Source organism: Streptomyces sp. CBMA123, from assembly GCF_014596465.1.
Taxonomy (GTDB): Bacteria; Actinomycetota; Actinomycetes; order Streptomycetales; family Streptomycetaceae; genus Kitasatospora.
In genome coordinates this window covers 1-16,500 of the sequence record NZ_MECK01000107.1, presented here as the reverse complement: position 1 = coordinate 16,500, position 16,500 = coordinate 1, and the positions used below count along the sequence as shown (strand labels likewise).

The window sequence follows — 16,500 nt, the reverse complement described above, 5'->3', positions numbered from 1 at the left end:
ATCAGCGCCGCGGCGACACCGGTGCCGACCGGGACGAACAGGAAGTCCCGGCTGCCGCGGCCGGCGCCGAGCCGGGCCTCGGCGAGACCGCCGGCCCGCACGTCGTGGCCGAGCGCCACCGGGAGGCCCAGCTCCTCGGTGAGCCGCTCGCGCAGGGGCAGCCCGCGCCAGCCGAGGTTGGCCGCGAGGAGCACGGTGCCCGAGGAGTCGTCGACGATGCCCGGCACCGCGATCCCGGCCGCGGCCGGACGGTGCCGGTGCACCAGTTCCCGGGCCGCCGTCAGCACCGCCGCCAGCACGGCGGCCGGGCCGCGCTCGGCGCCGGTGGGCCAGTGGGTGCTCTCCCGCAGGACGCCGTCCTCGCCCGTGGCGCCGCCCTTGATGAAGGTGCCGCCGACGTCGAGGGCGATGGCGGTCATCGTCCCGGTCACCGCGCGCCCCTCCGTGGGCAACTCGACGTCCTGGCGGGGCACATGGACACTCCTGGATTTGACCGGTCAATCAGAACGGGTCGAACGTAGGGCCGCCCCCTGCCCGAGTCAAGCCATCCCGCCACTGTTCGACCGGTCAAGAGCGGCCTGCGGTTCCCCCTCCGTGGCGAGCGCCCGGCCGGGCCACCGTAAAACGGCTGGCCCGGCCCGTCCCCCCGGCGTTACCCTCGGGGGCATGGACGTCATGGACCGAAGCACCACCGCAGCCGCGCGAGCGACCAGCTCGCCGGTTGCCGCCGCCTGACGTACCCCCCTCCCCCCGGCGACCGGAAACGGTCCGCCGGTGGTGGCTCCGAGGTGTTCCCTCCTCGGCCCGACGATCGCGCGGTCCCGTTCTCCGGCGCCTCCCTCCGGCCCTCGAGGAGCCACCGCCATGGACACCGACCAGCTCGTCCGCGTCTTCACCGAGTACTTCGAGGAGCGCGGCCACCGCCGGATCACCGGCTCCACCCTGCTGCCCCCGCCCGGGGACCAGGTGCTGTTCACCACCTCCGGCATGCACCCCCTCACCCCCTACCTGGAGGGGCGCCCGCACCCGCTCGGCCGGCGGCTGGTCAACCTCCAGCGCTGCCTGCGCACCACCGACCTGGACGAGGTCGGCGACCGCACCCACCTCACCGTCTTCGAGATGCTCGGCAGCTGGTCCCTCGGCGACTACGAGGGCCCGCAGAGCCTCGACTGGGGCTACGGGCTGCTCACCGACGGCTTCGGCGTCGATCCGGGCCGGCTGCACGTCACCGTGTTCGGCGGCGACGACCGGGTCGGCCCGGACACCGGCTCGCTGGAGCTGTGGCAGGACCGCGGGGTCCCGGTCGAGCTCACCGTCGAGGACAACTGGTGGTCCAACGGGCCGACCGGCCCGTGCGGCCCCGACTCGGAGATCTTCCTGTGGACCGGCGACACCCCGCCGGAGTCGACCCCCACCCGGGACGACCGCTGGGTCGAGGTGTGGAACCACGTGATGATGCGTCATCGGCGGCTCGACGACGGCTCGCTCGTCCCGCTCCCCCAGCGCAACGTCGACACCGGGCTCGGCCTGGAACGGCTCTCCTCACTGCTCCAGGGCCGGTCCTCGGTCTTCGAGTGCGACGTCTTCGACCCCTGGCGCCGCCTGCTGCCGCCCCTGTGGCGGCTGGACGAGCCGTCCCTGCGCCTGGTCGGCGACCACCTGCGCTCGTCCGTGGTCGTCATCGGCGACGGCGTCCGCCCGTCCACCACCGGCCGCGGCTACGTGCTCCGCCGCCTGGTGCGCCGGGTGCTCACCGTGCTGCGCCGCGACGACCCCCGGCGCGGCCTCGGCGACCTGCCGGACGAACTGGTCCGGCACACCCTGGACCGCTTCCGCCAGGACGTGCCCACGGAGACGGTCCGTCAGGTCCTGCTGGACGAGGAGCGCCGCTTCGACCGCCTCCTGGACCGCGGCCGGCGGCTCCTCTCCCGCCCCCGCTTCCGCGGCCCGCTCGGCGAGGATGACCTCCACTACCTCCACGACACCCACGGGCTGCCGCGCGACCTCGTCCTCGACCTGCGCTCCCGGTGACGGCCGCGGCGGCGCCCGCCCCGACTCACCCGTTCGGCTGATCCCGGCCGGAACCGGCACGGCCCGCCCGGGCTTCACGGACACTGCCCTTCGACGCGTCCGTGACGTCCGGCCGGCCCGCGCCGGCGCCGGACACCGCCCCCGACGGCAGGAGCCCCATGACCCCACCCCGCACCAGGACGAGGACGGACGGCCCCCCGGCCCGGGCGGTCTCCGAGAGCGAGCGACTCCTCTTCGGCGGCCCGATGCGCTACGACTTCGGCTGGGCCAGGCACGAGTTCGCCGGCACCAAGGTGACGTTCTGGACGGTCGCCCGCCAGATGCCCCACTTCCTGCGCCTGGCCGGGCGGATGGCCTGGGCCACCGACCGCACCGCGCTGGTGACCCTGGTGACGGCCGAGCTGCTGCGCGGCGTCGCCGCGGCCGTGGCCCTGATCGCCACCAACCAGGCCCTCGGGCGTCTGCTCACCCCGGGCGAGGTGACGACCGTCCTGCACGCGGCCCTCCCGGCGATCGCGACCGTCGGCGCCGTCTACGCACTGTCGGCCGTGCTCGCCGCCGGGTCCGAACGCGCCTCCGGCCGGCTGGAACCGGCCGTGTTCCGCCAGGCCACCGTGGACTTCCTGGAGATCGTCTCGCGCTCCGAGCTGGCCGCGATCGAGGACCCGGAGTTCCTCGCCGAGGTCGACTCCGCCCGCTGGGGCGCCGCCTCGCTCCAGCGCATCATCGGCCAGGCCACCGCCGTCCTCACCGCCGGCTTCGCGCTGGTCTCGGCCGCCGGGGTGCTCTCCGTCCTGCACCCCGCGCTGCTGCCGATGCTGCTGCTCATCACCGCCCCGCGCGGCTGGGGCGCGGTCCGCACCGCCCGCCGCCGTTACCTGTCCACCCAGGCGATGCTCCAGCACAACCGGGCCAGCGGGCTGCTCGCGGACATGCTGATCCGGCCGTGGTCGGCCGCCGAGGTGCGGGTGCACGCCTGCGGGCCGTTCCTGCTGGCGCACTACGAGCAGATGGCCCGCGCCGCCGAACGCGAACAGGTCAGGCTCGCCGGGGCGAAGGCCCGCACCGACCTGTTGGCCTCCGCGCTGGCCGGCCTCGCCACCACCGGGGCGTTCGCCGTCCTGGGCTGGCTGGTCGACTCCGGCTCGATGCCGCTGGCCGTGGCCGGCACCGCCGTGGTCGCCATCCGGACCGGCTCGGCGTCGATCGGCGGCCTGGTCTCACAGGTCAACAGCCTGTACGAGGAGAGCCTGTTCGTCGCCGACCTGGACCGGCTGCGCCGCGACGGGCACCGCCACAGCATCCCGGTCGGCGGCACACCGCTGCCCAAACACCCCGAGGAGATCAGCGTCGAGGACGTCTCCTTCACCTACCCCGGCCGGGACGCGCCCGCGCTCGACAAGGTCAGCCTGACCATCCGCCGCGGCGAGGTCATCGCCCTGGTCGGCGAGAACGGCTCCGGCAAGTCCACCCTCGCCCACCTGCTGTGCGGCGTCTACCGGCCCGACCAGGGCCGCATCCGCTGGGACGGCGTCGACACCGCGGGCGCCGACCGGGTCCAGCTGTTCGCCGGCATCGCCCTGCTGGCCCAGAACTTCCAGCGCTGGGCCTTCACCCTGCGCGCCAACCTGCTCCTCGGCCGCCCCGAAGTCCCGGCCGGGCAGGCCACGTTGGAGGCCGCCGCCGACTACGCCGAACTGGACCCGGTGCTCGCCGAACTCGACCGCGGCTGGGACACCCTGCTCGCCAAGGGCTTCGAGGGCGGCGTCGGCATCTCCGGCGGCCAGTGGCAGCGGGTCGCCCTCGCCCGGCTCCGCCACCGCGTCACCACCCCCGGGCCGGACGGCCGGCTGCCGCACCTGGTCGTGGTCGACGAGCCGACCAGCGCGATGGACGCCAAGGCCGAGATCCAGGCCTTCGAGAAGATCCGCGGCCTCACCGAACTCGGCGTCAGCATCGTCCTGATCACCCACCGCCTCGCGGCCACCGCCCGGGCCGACCGGATCTACGTCCTGCACCACGGCCGCCTCACCGAACAGGGCACCCACGCCGAACTGATGGCCCGGCCCACCGACTACCGCGAGGCCTACCGGCTGCAGGCCGCCCAGTACGGCATCGGCCCCCACCTCCCCCACCAGGCCACCGCCACCCCCGACCACGAGGAGACGAGATGAAGGCCTTCCACCCCACCTTCGGCCGCACCCCCTGGCCCGACGGCCTGCGCGTCCTCCAGGTCTACGCCCTGCCCGACCTGCCGGCCGGCTCGGCCCTGCACACCCTGCTCACCGACCTCCGCAAGGCCCTGACCGGCTACCCCGTGCTGCCCGTGCCCGACGACCGCACCCACATCACCCTCGACATGATCACCTCCACCCCGGCGGACACCATCGGCCCGGCCGAGCACCGCCGCCTCGCCGACCGGCTGCGCACCGCCGTCGCCGGCACCGGACCGATCCGGCTCCAGGCCGGCTCACCGATCGCCTACCGCACCGGCGTCCGGCTCGACCTCCACCCCGACCACGCCCTCGCCGCCCTCCAACGGCGCGTCCGCACCGCCGTCCACCACGTCTTCGGCCCCGACTCCACCGACTACCCGCTCGGCGTCCTCCACACCACCGCCGGCTACGCGACCGCCGACGCCGACACCGACGAACTCGCCCAGACCATCCACCGCGTCCGCCCCGGCCACGCCCCGTTCACCGTGCGCCGCATCATCCTCAACGAGGTCCACTGGCGGCGCGCTCCCGCCCCCGGCACCGAGCTCCCCGTCTGGCAGCTCGACTGGGACACCCTCGCCACCATTCGCCTCGACGCGTGAGCGCCCCGGACCGTCGGGGACGCGTCGCCGGCCCGTGCCGCCGAGGGGTGGGCGCGGGGCCTGCTCGCGGGCCTGCACCTGGGACAACCAGCTGCCACATAGATAAGTTGACGATGCGTCAGATCGATGGATCCGTTCGACCGCCCCCGCCCGGTCGAGCTTCCGCAGGAGGCCGGCGCGCTTCCATGCGTCGGAAGACGTTGACATGTCGGAAGTCTCCGACGCATGGTGGGGGCATGGCGGATGTCGATGTGTTCAGCGCGCTGGCCAATCCCGTACGGCGGAGGCTGCTGGAAAGCCTGCGGGCGGGGCCCCGGGCGGCCGGGGAGCTGGCCGGGGAGTTCGAGCTCAGCCGGCCGGCCGTGTCCGAGCACCTGGCGGTGCTGCGGAACGCCCGGCTGGTGCGCGAGGAGCCGAGGGGGCGGCACCGCTACTACCACCTGGAAGCCGCGCCGCTGGCCGAGGTCGGGCAGTGGCTGCACCCCTTCGAGCACTACTGGCGGGCGCGGATGCGTTCGTTGCGCGAGCTCCTGGACGAGGAGAGTTCATGACCGAGAAGGCCGCGATCCACTGCGACGAGTTCCTGCCGCACCCGCCCGCGCGGGTGTGGGCGGCGCTGACCGATCCGGAGCTGCACGCCCGGTGGTGGGCCGCCGGGGACGTGAGGGCGGTGGTGGGGCACCGGTTCACCCTGGACATGGGGCCGTGGGGGCAGCAGCCCTGCGAGGTGGTCGAGGTGGAGGTCGAACGGCTGCTGCGGTACGCCTTCGGCGCGGGCTCGCTGGACACCACCGTCACCTGGCGGCTGGTGCCCGAGGGGCACGGCACACGGCTGCTGCTGGAGCACGCGGGGTTCGACCTGGACACCCCGATGGGCCGGCAGGCCCACCAGGGCATGGGGCGCGGATGGCCGTCGGTGCTGCGCCGGATCGCCCCCGCGCTGGCGGAGTGACTGGCGGAGCTACTGGCGACGAGAGCGGCCCGACGGCGCTCAGGCCCGGCCGAGGACCTGCTCGACGGTGATCTCGATGACCACCCGGTCCGGGTTCTCCCGGGGCGGGCGGTAGCGCTCGGCGTAGCGCCGCTCGGCGTCGGCGACCTGCTCGGGCGCGTCCCGCAGCACCGCGACGCCCTCCAGGGTGGACCAGCGGGCCCGGTCGACCTGGCAGACCGCGACCCGCAGTCCCTGCGGTCCGGCCGCCGCCACGTTGCGGGCCTTGCGGCTGGTGCGGCTGGTGATCACCCGGGCGAGGCCCGTCACCGGATCGAAGGTCACACCGACCGGCACCACGTGCGGCGTGCCGTCGGGGCGGGTGGTGGTCAGGGTGGAGATGTGCCGCTCGCGCCAGAAGGCGAGGAAGGCGTCGTCGAGATCGCGCGGGTCATGGGCCATGATCGCGATCGTACGGCCCCCGGAGATCGTTCGACTCCCGGGGGCCGTACTGCCACCGCCTCAGCAGACGTCACGGCCTCAGTGGCCGCGGGCGATCCACTCCGGCAGGGCCGGGGCCTCGGCGCCGATGGTGGTCGGGTCGCCGTGACCGGTGCGCACCACGGTGTCGGCCGGGAGGGAGAGCAGCCGCTCGCGGATCGACTCGATGATGGTCGGGAAGTGCGAGAAGGAGCGTCCGGTCGCGCCCGGGCCGCCGTGGAACAGGGTGTCGCCGGTGAAGACGGTGCCGAGTCCGGGCGCGTACAGGCAGACCGCGCCGGGCGCGTGGCCCGGGGTGTGCAGCACCGTCAGTTCGGTGCCGGCCACCACGATCCGCTGCCCGTCGGCGAGTTCGCCGTCCGGAAGCCGCTCGGGGTGGGTGAGCTTCCACAGCGGGAGGTCGTCCGGGTGCAGCAGGATCGGCGCGCCGGTGCGCTCGGCCAGGGCCGGGGCGGCGTCGATGTGGTCGTTGTGCGCGTGGGTGGAGACGATCGCCAGCAGCCGGCGCCCGCCGAGCGCGGCCTCGATGGCCTCGGCGTCGTGGGCGGCGTCGATCACCACCGCCTCCTCGTCGTCGCCGACGATCCAGACGTTGTTCTCCACCTCCCAGCTGCCGCCGTCGAGTTCGAACGTCCCGGCGGTGACCAGCCGGTCGATGCGCGCGGTCACAGGATCACCACCGAGCGGAGGACGTCGCCGTGGTGCATGCGCTCGAAGGCCTGCTCGACGGCGTCGAGCTCGATCGTCTCGGTGACGAAGGCCCGCAGGTCCAGGCGGTTCTGGAGGTAGAGGTCGATCAGCATCGGGAAGTCCCGGGAGGGCAGGCAGTCGCCGTACCAGGAGGACTTCAGGGCGCCGCCGCGGCCGAAGACGTCCAGCAGCGGCAGTTCCAGGGTCATCTCCGGGGTCGGCACGCCGACCAGGACGACGGTGCCCGCGAGGTCCCGGGCGTAGAAGGCCTGCTTGTACGTCTCGGGGCGGCCGACGGCCTCCACCACGACGTCCGCGCCGTTGCCGCCGGTCAGCTCGCGGATCGCCTCGACCGGGTCGGTGGTGCGGGAGTTGACGGTGTGGGTGGCGCCGAGGGTACGGGCCGTCTCCAGCTTGCGGTCGTCGATGTCCACCGCGATGATCTTCGACGCGCCCGCCAGCCGGGAGCCCATCACGGCCGCCCCGCCGACACCGCCGCAGCCGATCACCGCGACGGTGTCACCGCGGCCGACGTTGCCGGTGTTGATCGCCGCACCGAGGCCCGCCATCACCCCGCAGCCCAGCAGGCCGGCGACGGCCGGCTCGGCCGCCGGGTCGACCTTGGTGCACTGGCCGGCCGCGACCAGGGTCTTCTCGGCGAAGGCGCCGATGCCCAGGGCCGGGGACAGCTCGGTGCCGTCCAGCAGCGTCATCTTCTGCTCGGCGTTGTGGGTGTTGAAGCAGTACTGCGCGCGGCCGCGCTTGCAGGCGCGGCACTGACCGCACACCGCGCGCCAGTTGAGGACGACGAAGTCGCCCGGCTCGACCTCGGTGACACCCTCGCCGACCGACTCCACGATGCCCGCGGCCTCGTGGCCGAGCAGGAACGGGAACTCGTCGTTGATACCGCCCTCGCGGTAGTGGAGGTCGGTGTGGCAGACGCCGCACGCCTGGATCCGGACCACCGCCTCGCCCGGCCCCGGGTCCGGCACCACGATCGTGGTCACCTCCACGGGCGCGCCCTTGGCACGCGCGATGACTGCCTTGACCTGCTGGGCCATCCGATCCACCTCCGTCGGCCGGTGCGCCTTCGCACCGGCGTGACCTGCGACAAACGACTGCGGGAGAACTCTAGGGCCTGTCTCGTGGATCCTTGCCGGGGCCGCGGCGCCAGGGCACGGGAGGCACGACCGAAGGAGTGCCTACGAAGGGTAACGCCCGCCCGGTCGAGCGGCGGCGCGGGCCGGGTGGGGCGGGGCGGCCCCGGACAGGATCGGGTCTGGCCCGGCGCGGTCCCGTACGGGGGGCGCTCGGGTGGTGTTGAGCGCCCGTCAGCGTGCAACGAACTGCCCGGAAAGCGCCACCGTTGGCTGGAAGTGCCGCAGACGGGCACCCCGCCGTCCACGTACGGTCGTAGCAGAGACGGTCCACGCGACCACGCTCAGCACACCCGCCCCACCTGACGGCAAGCCACCGCGCGCCGCCCGTGCCGGGCGCGTACCGACCGTGCGCTCCCGCACGTTTCGCGCCGTCCCGCGCACGGGCCCGCGCCCCGCACGGGCGGCGTCCCCGGTCCCACCCGCACCCCCGGCCCACCCACGCACCCGGAACCACCGCACCGCCGGCCCCGAGTCGAGCCGCCCCGGCCGAACCGCCCGTCCCCGCACCAACCCCGGATCCACCCCCCGTCGGGCCGCACCACGCGGTCCCCGCCCTGGAGTCTGGAGTACGGATGTCCACCGAGAACAGTGCGACCGGTGCCGGCACCGGCACCGCCCCGCTCCCCCCGATGCACTGCCTGCGCCACCTCGAACCCGGCCCGCCCCGGCTCGCCGCGCTGCCCACCGGCACCCCCGTCTGGCTGGTCAGCCGGCACGCCGACGTCCGGCAGGTCCTGACCGACCCGCGCCTGGGCCGTGCCCCGCTCTACGCGCCGGACGCGCCGCCGCTGATGGTCACGCCGAATATCCTGGACGACCCGCAGAGCATGCTGAACATCGACGGCACCGAACACCAGCGGCTGCGCCGCACGGTACAGCGGGCGTTCACCCCGCGCGCGATCGCCCGCTGGAAGCCCTGGGTGGCCTCGGTGATCGAGTCGCTGATCGACGAGCTGATCGACCGGGGCTCCCCCGTCGACATCGTCGCCGGCTACACCCGGCCGCTGCCGGTCGCGGTGATCAGCCGTCTGATGGGCCTGGACAACCTGGACGGCAAGCGGCTCGCGCACTGGAGCGACCACGCGCTCTCCACCACCGCCTACAGCGCCGAGGCGATCGTCACCGCGATGACCGAGTTCGCCGCCTTCGGCGCCGAGGTGATCGCCGAGCGCCGCGCCGAACCGGGCGAGGACCTGGTCAGCAGCCTGCTCGCGGCCGCCGACGAGGACGGCTCGATCACCGAGGGGCAGCTGATCGCCCTGGTCATCGGCCTGGTGGTGGCCGGCCACGAGACCACCATGACCAGCCTCGGCAACGCCCTGGTCTACCTGCTCCAGGACGGCCAGGACGCCTGGCAGCGGCTCGCCTCCGACGAGGCCAGCGCCGCCGCCGCGACCGAGCAGATCCTGCGCGCGGTACCGCTCGGCGACGCCGCCGACCACATGCCCGGACTGCTGCGCCGCACGGTGGAGGACGTGGAGATCGGCGGGGTGGTCATCCCGGCCGGCAGCGTCGTCGCCGCCGACACCGGCTCCGCCAACCATGACCCGGAGGTCTTCACCGGGGACCTGCGCACCGAGCTGTTCTCCCCGCTGGCCGCGCCGATGCTCACCTTCGGCGCCGGACCGCACCACTGCCTGGGCGCCTGGCTGGCCCGGATGGAGCTGGAGCTCGCCCTGCACCGGCTGGCCCGGCGGCTGCCCTCGCTGCGGATGGCCGAACCGGTCGCGGACATCGACTGGCGGCGCGGGCTGCTGACCCGCAGCCCCGACACGCTGCGGGTCAGCTGGTGACGGGCTCCTCGAAGGCCACCGGCTCGCCCGGCCCCGCCGGTCTCACGGGCTCCGCCGAGGCGGGGACCGACACCGCCGGGGCGGGCGCCGACACCGCCGATGCGGTGGTGGTCCGGGTCGACCGGGACCGCTGCATCGGCTCCGGGATGTGCGCCCTCAGCGCCCCCGAATCGCTGACCCTCGGCGCCGACGGGCTGGCCCAGCCGGTGGCCGAATACGCGGACGGCGGCGCGGAGTTGACGGACGGACTGGCCGAGGCCGTGGAGTTCTGCCCGGTCGAGGCGCTGGTCCTCCACTCGGCGCGCGGCGGGTACCGGATCGCTCCGGCGGAGTGACGGTCCGCCCCGGTGCCGTCCACCCCCGCAGTCGCGGGGGGGACGACACCGGGGCGGTCTCGACGAACCACACCGATCAATGAGCCGGGCTAATCGGTCGATGAGCTATTCGATCTTGTCGGGCCCTTCCGCCGACTGGTGAGCTGACCGTATGACGAACGCGGAAGCCCTCGCACCCCCGACGCCCGCCCCACCCACCGCCCACCGCTGGACACCGGTCCTCGCCGTCGCCCTGGCCACCTTCACCGTGGTGTCCTCGGAGATGATGCCGGTCGGCCTGCTCACCCCGATGTCCCGCAGCCTCGGCGTCTCCGACGGCACCACCGGCCTCTCCCTCACCGTCACCGGCCTGATCGCCGCCGCCCTCTCCCCCTTCACCCCGGTACTCGTCGGGCGCCGCGACCGCAGGACCGTCCTGATCGCCTTCATGCTGCTGCTCGGCCTGGCCAACGCGATCAGCGCCCTCGCACCGGACTTCCTCGTCCTGGCCCTCGGCCGGGTCCTGCTCGGCGCCGCCATGGGCATCGTCTGGGGCCTCGCCGCGAGCCTCGGACCGCGCCTCGCCGACGGGCCACGCCTTGCGCTCGCCATGACGCTGATCTTCTCCGGCGTCTCGATCGCCTCGGTGCTCGGCGTCCCGCTCGGCACCTACCTCGCCGCGCTGCTCGACTGGCGCGCCGCGTTCTGGGCGCTCGCCCTGCTCGGAGCCCTCTCCGCCGCCGTGCTCGCCGCCGCCCTCCCCGCTCTGCCGGTCGCCGAACGCGGCCGGCTGGGCGGCCTCACCGACGCCCTGCGCAACCGGGGCGTCGCCGCCGGCACCGCCATCACCGCGTTCGTCGTCCTCGGCCACTTCGCCGGCTACACCTACGTCCGCCCGGTCCTCGAAACCGACGCCGGCCTCAGCAGCGGCGTCCTCGCGAGCTGCCTGCTGGTGTACGGACTGGCGGGCGTCGCCGGGAACTTCACCCTCGGCCCGCTGGCCGGCCGCCGCCCCAGGGCCGCCGTCACCCTCGCCCTCTCCGGCGTCTCCCTGGCCGCCGCCCTGCTGCCGTCCGCCACCGGCCGCGTCACCACCGTGCTGCTCGCCCTGGTCGTCTGGGGCGCCTCGTACGGCGGGGTGTCGGTCTCCACCCAGACCTGGTTCCGCACCGCCGACCCGGACCGGATCGAGGCCTCGGCGGCCGTCTGGGCGGGCGTGTTCAACGCGAGCATCGCGCTCGGGTCGCTGGCCGGCGGGGTGGTGGTCGACCGGGCCGGGAACCACGCCGTGCTGTACACCGCGGCCGCACTGACCGCCGCCGGACTGCTGACCGCCGTCCTCACCCGCCCGCGCGGCGACGCCGTCAGCTGACCTCCGCCCGCAGCAGCTCCACCAGCCGGCCGGCCAGCCGGTGCGGCCGCTGCCCGTGCTGCACCACCTGCAGCGTGCTCGGTGCCAGCTCCGGCACCGGCAGGTAGCGGATGTCCGGCCGGGGGACGTAGCGGGTGCTGGCCTCGCACAACAGCATCCCCCGGCGGGTGCTGGCCACCATCGAGAGCCCCTCCTGCATGGTGGCGGCGCCCGCTGGGTAGGCCAGCTCCCGGCCGCTCGGCGTCCGGCGCGGGGCATTGGCCGACCGCCAGTACTCGGGTGCCGGGCCGCGCGGCTCGATCAGCGGCAGCGCGGCCAGCTCCTCCGCCGAGACGGCGTCCGCCCCGGCCGGCCGCGCCGCGGCGGCCACCGCCACGAACACCGGCTGCCGGGAGAACTCCAGCAGCACCTCCAACTCCGGCTCCCGGCACGGCCCCAGCACGATCGCCAGGTCGACCCCGCCCCCGGTGAGCTGCGAGAACGGATCCCCCCAGGGCAGTTCCACCAACTGCGTCGCGCCCTCCGGCAGCCCCCCGACGGCCCGCGCCACCGGCTCGTACACCGCGCACTGGAACCCGAGCCGCAGCGACCGGCCGGCGGCCGCTGCCCGCGCCCGGGCGTCCTCGTACCCCTCCCGCAGCCGGGCGAAGGCGGGCACAACCCGCTCGGCCAGCGTGCGGCCCAGGTCGGTCAACTCCACCCGTCGGCTGGTCCGTTCGAACACCGGCGCACCGACCCGGCCCTCCAGCCGCTTGATCAGCTGCGACACCCGCCCCTGCGAGACACCGAGCAGCTCCGCCGTCCGCCCGAAGTGCAACTGGTGCACCAGCACGGCGAAGCACTCCAGCTCCTGCAACGGCAACTCCGGCAGCACCGAGGGCGCCGGGTTCGGGGGCGTACGTTCCACCAGGGCAGTCTAGGGCCCGACGGGGGCGGCGGCCGGTACGCCTCCGGGCCCTTCGGCCGGACGGCCGCAGCCGAGGGCGGCGCGCAGTTCGGCGGCCGGATCGCCCTCGTGGTAGGGACGTTCGCTGGGTTCGATGTGGTCCAGGAACTCCTGGTAGCGCAGCGCGTAGAACAGGTGGTGGAGCGGTTCGGCGAGTTCGAGGGCGCGCTGCGGGTCCGAGCCGGGGGCGTGCCGGCGCCAGGCGGCCGTCCAGACCTCGGTGTAGTGCTGCCAGGCCGCCGGGGTGAGGTAGGCGCGAGGGCGCAGGCCGTCCTGGGCGGGGTGGCCGAGGCAGGCGTCGGCGTAGTCGACGACGACCGGGCTGCCGTCACCGGTGCGCCAGTTGCCGGGGTGGAAGTCGCCGTGCAGCAGTGTCGTGGGGAGTCCGCAGGCGGCCAGTTCGTGCAGCAGCGTGGGCAGGCCGGCGGCGAACTCCCGTAGCCGGTCGCGTTCCTCCACCGTCAGGTCGGTCTCGGCGGGGAGCCGGTCCAGCAGGGCCGACAGCCGGCTGCGCAGGGCGGCGGGTGTGCGGTCGCGCAGGCCGGCGAGGGCGCCGGGGTGCTGGGCGAGGGCGGCCTGGGCGGCGACGAAGCGCGGGACGACGTCGGCGACGGTCTCCTCGCTCGGGCTCCAGCAGTCCTCGCCGGGGATGTGGTCGAGCAGCAGCCGCCCGGCGGCCGGGTCGGCGGCGAGGACGGTCGGTACGAGCGAGGGGTCGACGCCGCCGAGCAGCGCGATGACCTCCCCCTCGGGGGCGTTGAAGCGCGGGCTGGTGGTCTTCAGCCAGGCGTCGGGGCCGGTGGCGGTGGGGAGGCGGAATAGACCCGAGAGGTTCCAGGTCCGGATCTGCCGCGCGGCGGCGCCGACGGGACGGCCGAGAGCGGTGAGCTCTTCCTCGGCCCAGGTCAGCGCCGCGCGCAGGCCCTCGGGGGTGGCCCAGGCGGCGCGCCGGGCGTCGTCGGTACCCAGCTCGCCCTCCAGCGGGCGGGATGGGAGGGCGGTCGGCCGGCGGAGCGCCTCGGCGTGGTAGCGGACCCGGCCGCCGTGGCCGGGGTCGTCGCTGTGGCCGTCCATCAGCCGGACCACCAGCACCGGCACGCCGGCCAGTTCGGTCGCCCGGGCGACGACCCCGTCCACCGAGGACCACCACCCGACGGCGGCCTCGAACGGGCCCAACTGCCCGAAGTACTCGTCCCCGTGGGTGAGGTCGACGGTCACGGTCCGGCTGTTCGCTCGCTGCATCCGGGCAGCTTCGCCGACCAACCCCCGGTCACGCGAACGGATTTCCGCGCGGGACCGGCCATGTGCCGGGGCCCGGGCGGACCGGCCCCGGCGCCTGCTGCCCACCCGCTTCCGGCCCACCCGCTTCCGGCCCGGCGGTGACCGCGGCGGGCCGACCGCCGAGGCCGGGAGCGGGTTCGCGGGCGGTGCGGTGATCCGCGGCGCAGGAGGGCATGGCGCTCCCCCGCTGACGGGTCCTCTCCGGTGCCCGCACGGCGGGGCTGCGCGCTGCCCGAAGCCTTCGACCGGGAGCACCTGTTGAGCCCAGCGGCCGTCAGAGGTCGTCGAGCGGCTCGTCCAGCACGCCCTCGCGCGCGATGATGTAGCCGAGGTGGCCGCGGCTGCGGCTGCCGAGGAGTTCGCTGGCCTTCTGGATGTGGCTGGAGACGGTACGGGTGCTCATGCCGAGGCGGGAGGCGATGGCCTCGTCGGTGAAGCCGTTGACCATCAGCCGCAGGACGTTCTGCCGGGTGCGGTCGGTGAGCAGCTGGGGCCGGTGGTGGCCCTCCAGGTAGGTGACGGGCTCGGCGCGTTCCCACATCAGTTGGTAGATCTTGAGCAGGTACTCGACCAGCGGCGGGAACTGGATGAGCATCGCGGCGGCTTCCCGGTCGGCGCCGGCCGGGACGAAGGCGGTGGAGCGGTCGCAGATGATGACCCGGTCGAAGACCTCGTTGAGGGTGCGCACCTGGGCGCCCCGGGCGCTGACCTGTTCGATGTAGGCGAGCGTCGGGCCGTGCGAGCGCACGGTGTGCTGGTAGAGGGTGCGTTGGCGGACGCCGCGTTCGGCGAGGGCGAGGTCGCGCGGGAGGGCGTCGGCGAGCTGGTCGGCGCCGCGGCCGCCGCCGGGCTGGGCGGTGCGCAGTTCCTCGGTGCAGGCGGCGACGGCCTTCTCCAGGGCGGGGTTGATCTCCTCGCCGGCCAGCAGGCGGATCGGGAGCTGGGCCTGTCTCATCACGTCCTGGTAGGCGTGTTCGGCGGCGGTGAAGGCGGTGCGCAGCTCGGCGAGCTGTTCCTGGTGGGCGAGCACGGCGAGTTCGAGCGGCCTGGTCAGGCCGGTGACCGCGAGGTCGGGCGGGACGGGGGCCAGCCGCTGCCCGACGCCGGGCAGGGCGCGCAGCAGACCCATGCTGAGCAGGCATTCGGGGGCCTGTCCGGCGGTGGCGCCGCCCTCGGCGAGGGCGGTGCGGTAGAACTCCACACCGCGGTCGCACAGTTGGGGTGTCCCCTTTTCCGTGCTGGTGTCCTGGGATACGCACATCTGGGCATCCTTCCGGCTTCGGCATTGCGCTTTCACGAATGCCCGCACCGGCAACAGCCAGGCACCCGAAGGGGCAGGATGGTGCTCGCCTGCCGTTCGGACGCATCCCCCCCGGGCCACGACAGCCGCGAGTGTACGCGCTGAAGACGCGGAAATCAGCGGTTCACGGTGAAACCGGGCATGCCCGACAACGGCGTCCGGCGGTGCTGACGGCGAGGACGACCGTACCCGGCGGCGGTAACGGGCGGATGGCCGCCGCATTGCGCGTGTCGCCGCGTCCGGGCGGCCGGAGCGAACGGTCGGCGGAGGGCCGGCCGACGGACGGAGGGCACCCTTGTTGCGAGCTGATCCCGATCCGCCTCCGCCCGTGGACCCGGCCGGGCTGGTGGACCAGCGGCTGGTGCGGCAGCTCGCGGAGGCCGCGGCCGCGCAGGTCGGCTCCGGCGCCGTGCACCTGCTCGGTGACGGCGGGCTGCTGCAGGCACTGGCCAAGCAGTTGATCGAGCGCGCGCTGGAGATCGAGCTGCAGGAGCACCTGCGCGGCGCGGGGCCCGGCGGCACCAACCCGGCCGGCGTCAACGGTCGCGGCGGCCCTGGGAGCCCTGGGAGCCCCGGTGGCTCTGGGAGCCCCGGCAGCCCTGGTGGCCCTGGCAGCCCCGGCAGCCCCGGCAGCCCCAACGGCCCCAACGGCGCCCGGGCCAGACGGATCCTCACCGAGATCGGCCCGGTCGAGGTGCGGGTGCCGCGGGACCGGGACGGCAGCTTCGCCCCCCGGACGGTCCGCCCCCGGGCACGGCGGCTGCCCGGCCTCGACCGGCTGGTGGTCTCGCTGACCGCGCGCGGCCTCAGCTCGGGCGAGTTGGTGGCGCACCTGTCCGAGGTGTACGGGGTGGAACTCAGCCGGGAGACCGTCTCGGTGATCACCGACCAGGTGCTGGACGAACTCGCCGACCGGCGCGGGCGCCCGCTGGACCCGGTCTATCCGGTGGTGTTCCTCGACTCGGTGCGCAGCGGGCGTTCCGGCGGCCCGCTGGTGCACCTGGCACTGGGGGTGTCCACCGACGGGCTGCGCGAGGTGCTGGGCCTGTGGCCGGCCACGGACGGGGAGCACTGGCCGCAGGTGCTGGCCGGACTCGCCGAGCGCGGGGTGCACGAGGTCTGGGTGCTGGTCGGTGACGCCGGCGCGGGCCTGGCCGAGGCGGCGGCCGCGCGGTGGCCGCGCACCGTGGTGCACACCTCGGTGGCCCATCTGCTGCCCGCCGCGCTGCGGCACGCGCCGGGCGAGGACTGGGGCGCGCTGGCCCGGGCCCTGCACGAGACCTGTACGGCGCCCACCGAGTCCGCGGCGCTGGAGCGGCTGGGCCGGGCCGAGCGGGAGTGGGGGCCGAGCCACCGGGAGGTG

The 16,500-nt window shown here is 74.7% G+C and carries 16 protein-coding genes; 9 read left to right on the top strand and 7 right to left on the bottom strand.

Features of this window, described 5'->3' with window-relative positions:
* A partial coding sequence (locus BG452_RS14940; protein ID WP_317621051.1) for an ROK family protein occupies positions 1-473 on the bottom strand: 473 nt, incomplete at its 3' end.
* 391 nt (positions 474-864) lie between these two features.
* Here BG452_RS14940 and BG452_RS14935 point away from each other — a divergent pair.
* The 5 genes from BG452_RS14935 to BG452_RS14915 all read left to right on the top strand — a co-directional run bounded on the left by BG452_RS14935 (position 865) and on the right by BG452_RS14915 (position 5,801).
* Positions 865-2,031, top strand: coding sequence for an alanine--tRNA ligase-related protein (locus BG452_RS14935; RefSeq protein ID WP_188304775.1), 1,167 nt, complete (start codon positions 865-867; stop codon positions 2,029-2,031).
* A 158-nt stretch (positions 2,032-2,189) separates the two neighbouring features.
* Entirely contained in the window at positions 2,190-4,205 is a 2,016-nt protein-coding gene (locus BG452_RS14930) for an ABC transporter ATP-binding protein (protein WP_188304774.1), read from the top strand.
* On the top strand, positions 4,202-4,849 hold the full coding sequence (locus BG452_RS14925; protein WP_188304773.1) for a 2'-5' RNA ligase family protein: 648 nt from the start codon (positions 4,202-4,204) through the stop codon (positions 4,847-4,849). Before BG452_RS14930 ends, BG452_RS14925 begins: the two co-directional genes overlap by 4 nt.
* 236 nt (positions 4,850-5,085) lie before the next feature.
* Entirely contained in the window at positions 5,086-5,400 is a 315-nt protein-coding gene (locus BG452_RS14920; RefSeq protein WP_188304772.1) for a metalloregulator ArsR/SmtB family transcription factor, read from the top strand.
* Positions 5,397-5,801 carry an SRPBCC family protein gene (locus BG452_RS14915; protein ID WP_188304771.1) on the top strand — a complete coding sequence of 135 codons (405 nt, stop codon included), beginning with the start codon at positions 5,397-5,399 and terminating at the stop codon, positions 5,799-5,801. The genes BG452_RS14920 and BG452_RS14915 overlap by 4 nt, the downstream gene beginning before the upstream one ends.
* 39 nt (positions 5,802-5,840) lie before the next feature.
* On the opposite strand, the gene BG452_RS14910 is transcribed toward BG452_RS14915, so the two are convergent.
* The 3 genes from BG452_RS14910 to BG452_RS14900 form a co-directional block, all read right to left on the bottom strand.
* The gene (locus tag BG452_RS14910; protein ID WP_188304770.1) at positions 5,841-6,242 is read right to left on the bottom strand and encodes a pyridoxamine 5'-phosphate oxidase family protein; all 402 of its coding nucleotides are present in this window, start codon (positions 6,240-6,242) and stop codon (positions 5,841-5,843) included.
* A 78-nt stretch (positions 6,243-6,320) separates the two neighbouring features.
* Entirely contained in the window at positions 6,321-6,950 is a 630-nt protein-coding gene (locus tag BG452_RS14905; protein ID WP_188304769.1) for an MBL fold metallo-hydrolase, read from the bottom strand.
* Entirely contained in the window at positions 6,947-8,032 is a 1,086-nt protein-coding gene (locus tag BG452_RS14900; protein WP_188304768.1) for an S-(hydroxymethyl)mycothiol dehydrogenase, read from the bottom strand. The genes BG452_RS14905 and BG452_RS14900 overlap by 4 nt, the downstream gene beginning before the upstream one ends.
* Positions 8,033-8,703: 671 nt before the next feature.
* Here BG452_RS14900 and BG452_RS14895 point away from each other — a divergent pair.
* From BG452_RS14895 to BG452_RS14885, 3 genes are all read left to right on the top strand, one after another.
* Positions 8,704-9,924 carry a cytochrome P450 gene (locus BG452_RS14895; RefSeq protein ID WP_223242230.1) on the top strand — a complete coding sequence of 407 codons (1,221 nt, stop codon included), beginning with the start codon at positions 8,704-8,706 and terminating at the stop codon, positions 9,922-9,924.
* Positions 9,921-10,259 (top strand): ferredoxin, encoded by a 339-nt coding sequence (locus tag BG452_RS14890; protein ID WP_317621050.1) that lies wholly within the window; start codon positions 9,921-9,923, stop codon positions 10,257-10,259. The genes BG452_RS14895 and BG452_RS14890 overlap by 4 nt, the downstream gene beginning before the upstream one ends.
* A gap of 151 nt (positions 10,260-10,410) precedes the next feature.
* Positions 10,411-11,610 (top strand): MFS transporter, encoded by a 1,200-nt coding sequence (locus tag BG452_RS14885; RefSeq protein ID WP_188304767.1) that lies wholly within the window; start codon positions 10,411-10,413, stop codon positions 11,608-11,610.
* On the opposite strand, the gene BG452_RS14880 is transcribed toward BG452_RS14885, so the two are convergent.
* From BG452_RS14880 to BG452_RS14870, 3 genes are all read right to left on the bottom strand, one after another.
* Complete coding sequence (locus BG452_RS14880; RefSeq protein WP_188304766.1) at positions 11,603-12,517, bottom strand: LysR family transcriptional regulator; 915 nt, start codon at positions 12,515-12,517, stop codon at positions 11,603-11,605. The genes BG452_RS14885 and BG452_RS14880 overlap by 8 nt on opposite strands.
* 9 nt (positions 12,518-12,526) lie before the next feature.
* A complete protein-coding gene (locus tag BG452_RS14875; RefSeq protein WP_188304765.1) occupies positions 12,527-13,798 on the bottom strand; it encodes an aminoglycoside phosphotransferase family protein in 1,272 nt (423 codons plus the stop codon).
* A 313-nt stretch (positions 13,799-14,111) separates the two neighbouring features.
* The gene (locus BG452_RS14870) at positions 14,112-15,098 is read right to left on the bottom strand and encodes a helix-turn-helix transcriptional regulator (RefSeq protein ID WP_188304764.1); all 987 of its coding nucleotides are present in this window, start codon (positions 15,096-15,098) and stop codon (positions 14,112-14,114) included.
* Positions 15,099-15,465: 367 nt separating this feature from the next.
* Here BG452_RS14870 and BG452_RS14865 point away from each other — a divergent pair.
* The coding region (locus BG452_RS14865; RefSeq protein ID WP_188304763.1) for a transposase at positions 15,466-16,500 on the top strand (1,035 nt) is incomplete at its 3' end.